We start from the raw sequence: 3,124 nt of genomic DNA on the forward strand, positions 1-3,124 counted from the left end.
CAGAAATCGGTAATTCGTTAGAATTCGATTTCGTCGTCCCACCTCCGCACAGTTGAGTAGGGCAGTAAAAGCTGATGAAATCAGCGTAGTAGAGCCCACTCAACCACTGCGTCTTGCTCGACAATCCAAAAACAATAAAGAGGCTAGGACTTTTGTCCCAGCCTCATAATTTTGAGAAATATTAGTAAAATCCATTTGATGTCGAGAAAGAGAATGACAAACAAGTGATTGTCTTGTCTGAAGAGACGAAAGAACGGATAACGGGTGATTTGTTTGAGGGACTTTATCGGAAACGACAGATTGGATTTGGCAAACTCTTCAAGACTATCAAGAAAGAATTAGACTTAGATGATGTCGAAGATGGTAATCTTGTTCAGACTGGAGAGGATAGTCAAGAAGTATCGCGAGGTCAGGAAATTGTAGCCGTTTGGAATTGGCAGAGAAAGAATTATTTTTTACAGTAACTAAGAAATATGTTAGTCAGTTTTATTATTAGGTGTATTTAATTTGCTGTAGTAATTGACAATTACGGCTGATAAGCATCCAAAAAAAATAAGTCCATATACAGTTAAAAAGACGCTAGTAATACGTCCGATTAGAGTAGTAGCTAGTATATCTCCGTAACCTACTGTTGTTGATGTGACAAAAGCATACCATAGTCCATCCCAGTAATTACTTATTTGAGGTTCAACTAATAAAAGTATTCCTCCTGAAATAAAAATAAAACTTACAAAACTTATCAAAAATTGATTAAATCCTGTAACTTTTATAATATGAAATAGAGTATTTAAACGTTTCATTTGGTTCTCCTTTGTTATAGTGTTAATGAAAATTATAGCATACAAAAAGTGTCTAAATATGTATTTTAGACACTTTTTATATTAATTTTTATTATGTTTTCTTGATAGTAAGCCTCTATCGTTACAAGCTCGTTTGTGGTAAGATGAGTATAGGTCATTTATGTTAGTTCCTTTCAGACAAATGTGGTGTTTATCTGAGCCTAACATAGGCTTTTTCTGTCTAGCTTAATTTTACAAATTGGGTTATTTATTCTTCATAAGATTTGAAGGGTTGATCTTTTTTAGGGTATCGTGTCGGTGTGATTGACAGTCCCATCTTGTCTTTTTCGTGTAGCAATTCAATGACTAGGGAAACCATGATCAGTACCATGATGAGTGAAAATGGAAAGGCTACGATAATCAGCGTATTTTGCAAGGCTACTAAGCCCCCTGAAAGAAGTAAGACGATGGCAATAGTCGCAAGGAGTACGCCCCAGAAGATTTTAAGGTTATTCTTTGGTTTGAGATTCCCATCATCAGAGAGCATAGCTAGCACATAGGTCGCAGAGTCTGCTGACGTGATAAAGAAGGTAATGATCAAGATGATGGCAACAACGGAGGCAATAAAACCAAATGGCAGTTGACTGAAGGTTGCAAACAAGGTCTGCTCACTTGGAAACTGTGTTAAATCTACATTTCCAAGTGATTGAACATGCGTTGAAAGTGTTCCAAAGGTAGAAAACCATAAAAAGCTTAATACAGTCGGTGCTAATAAGACGATGGATAGAAATTGTCTGATACTACGTCCTTTAGAAATTCTGGCAATAAAAACTCCCACGAATGGTGACCAAGAAATCCACCAAGCCCAATAGAAAATCGTCCAAGTATTGATCCAGTCACGATTGTATTGACCAAAGGAACCAGCACTGAAACTCATACGGAAGAAATTGGAAATATACAGTCCGATACTATCGGTCAAGGTATTAAAAATCTGGACTGTGGGACCGATGATTATGGTGATGGCGAGTAGTCCAACCGCTAAAATAAGATTGGTGTTTGATAAGATTTTTACCCCTTTTCCAAGACCAGAAAGGGCTGAAATGGTAAAGAGGATGGTTGTGATAATTATGATAATAACTTGCACAAGGGCATTGTTTGGAATACCAAAGAGGTAGTTGAGTCCCCCATTGATTTGGGCTGCCCCAAAACCAAGAGTGGTTGCCACCCCGATAACAGTAGCGACCACTGTAATCGTATCTACGATCTTACCAAGGCTACCGTTTGTTTTTTTACCAAACAAGGGCTTTAAGGTAACCGATAAAAGATATTTCTCTTTTTTTCGGAAACCAAAGTAGGCAAGGGCCAGGGCGATTAAAGCATATATTGCCCAGGCATGGATGCCCCAGTGAAAGAAAGTGTAACGGAAAGCATCGGCTAAGGCTTCCTGCGACCCTGGGGTAGCTCGTACCGTTGAAATGGCATAATGGGATAAGGGCTCTGCGGCACCGTAGAAGACAAGGCCGATTCCCATTCCAGCAGAAAATATCATGGCAATCCAAGAGATAGTAGAGTGTTCAGGCACCGAATTGGGTTCCCCCAGTTTGATTTGCCCAACGGGACTAACCAGGAAAAAGCCACAAAGTAGAACGATTGACGTGACCAGTAATAAGTAAAACCAGCCAAGTTTATCTGAAATAACTTCCCTTAGTTGTTCTGACCAAACTTGGTAGCCGTCAGGCATAACAATACCAAGAAGGACCAGGATAGCCAGTAGCACAAAAGAGGTTTTTAAGACCGGCGTTAAATTTTTAGTTGACATAAAATCTCCTTTCATTCTCTACCATTATATCAAAAATGATAAAAACTTAATAGTGAGGGGAGATTGGATAACACACAGCTAGTTATGATTTTTAGTTGATTAACGAGAGACGTTTAAGAACCTAAATTGTCAAATTAAGCTAGACTTTTCAAGTAACTCAGAAAAACTTGGTATGGTGATTGATAATTCAATGATTTCCTAGGAATTCTATTTCTTGAGAGTGGGACAGAAATCGGTAATTCGTTAGAATTCGATTTCGTCGTCCCACCTCCGCACAGTTGAGTAGGGCTGTAAAAGCTGATGAAATCAGCGTAGTAGAGCCCACTCAACCACTGTGTCTTTCTCGACAATCCAAAGACAAATTGAGAGGCTAGGACTTTTGTCCCAGCCTCATAATTTTGAGAAACATTCGTAAAATCCATTTGTTTCGGTAATCCATTTCGTCCTATATGTTAGTTCCTTTCAGACAAATGTGGTGTTTATCTGAGACTAGCCTAGATGGCTTTTTCTGTCTAGCTTAATTTTA

General features: G+C 38.6%; 3 protein-coding genes and 1 pseudogene. 1 reads left to right on the top strand and 3 read right to left on the bottom strand.

The genetic code is table 11. The annotated features are described in order from the left end of the window. Nucleotides 1-224: 224 nt before the first annotated feature. Nucleotides 225-464 carry a protein rep gene (locus tag HMPREF1517_RS02320; RefSeq protein WP_002885362.1) on the top strand — a complete coding sequence of 80 codons (240 nt, stop codon included), beginning with the start codon at nucleotides 225-227 and terminating at the stop codon, nucleotides 462-464. 12 nt (nucleotides 465-476) lie between these two features. Here the strand turns inward: HMPREF1517_RS02320 and HMPREF1517_RS02325 are convergent, their stop codons facing one another. The 3 genes and pseudogenes from HMPREF1517_RS02325 to HMPREF1517_RS10800 all read right to left on the bottom strand — a co-directional run. Then, nucleotides 477-836, bottom strand: a complete 360-nt coding sequence (locus HMPREF1517_RS02325; RefSeq protein ID WP_324250145.1) for a potassium channel family protein — start codon at nucleotides 834-836, stop codon at nucleotides 477-479. Nucleotides 837-1,047: 211 nt separating this feature from the next. Further along, nucleotides 1,048-2,598: a BCCT family transporter gene (locus HMPREF1517_RS02330; protein ID WP_002885312.1), complete on the bottom strand. Its 1,551-nt coding sequence runs from the start codon at nucleotides 2,596-2,598 to the stop codon at nucleotides 1,048-1,050. 134 nt (nucleotides 2,599-2,732) lie between these two features. Continuing rightward, a pseudogene (locus tag HMPREF1517_RS10800) lies at nucleotides 2,733-3,041 on the bottom strand (hypothetical protein); the annotation flags it as partial. Nucleotides 3,042-3,124: the final 83 nt, after the last annotated feature.

This window comes from Streptococcus sp. ACS2 (assembly GCF_000525585.1).
GTDB lineage: Bacteria > Bacillota > Bacilli > Lactobacillales > Streptococcaceae > Streptococcus.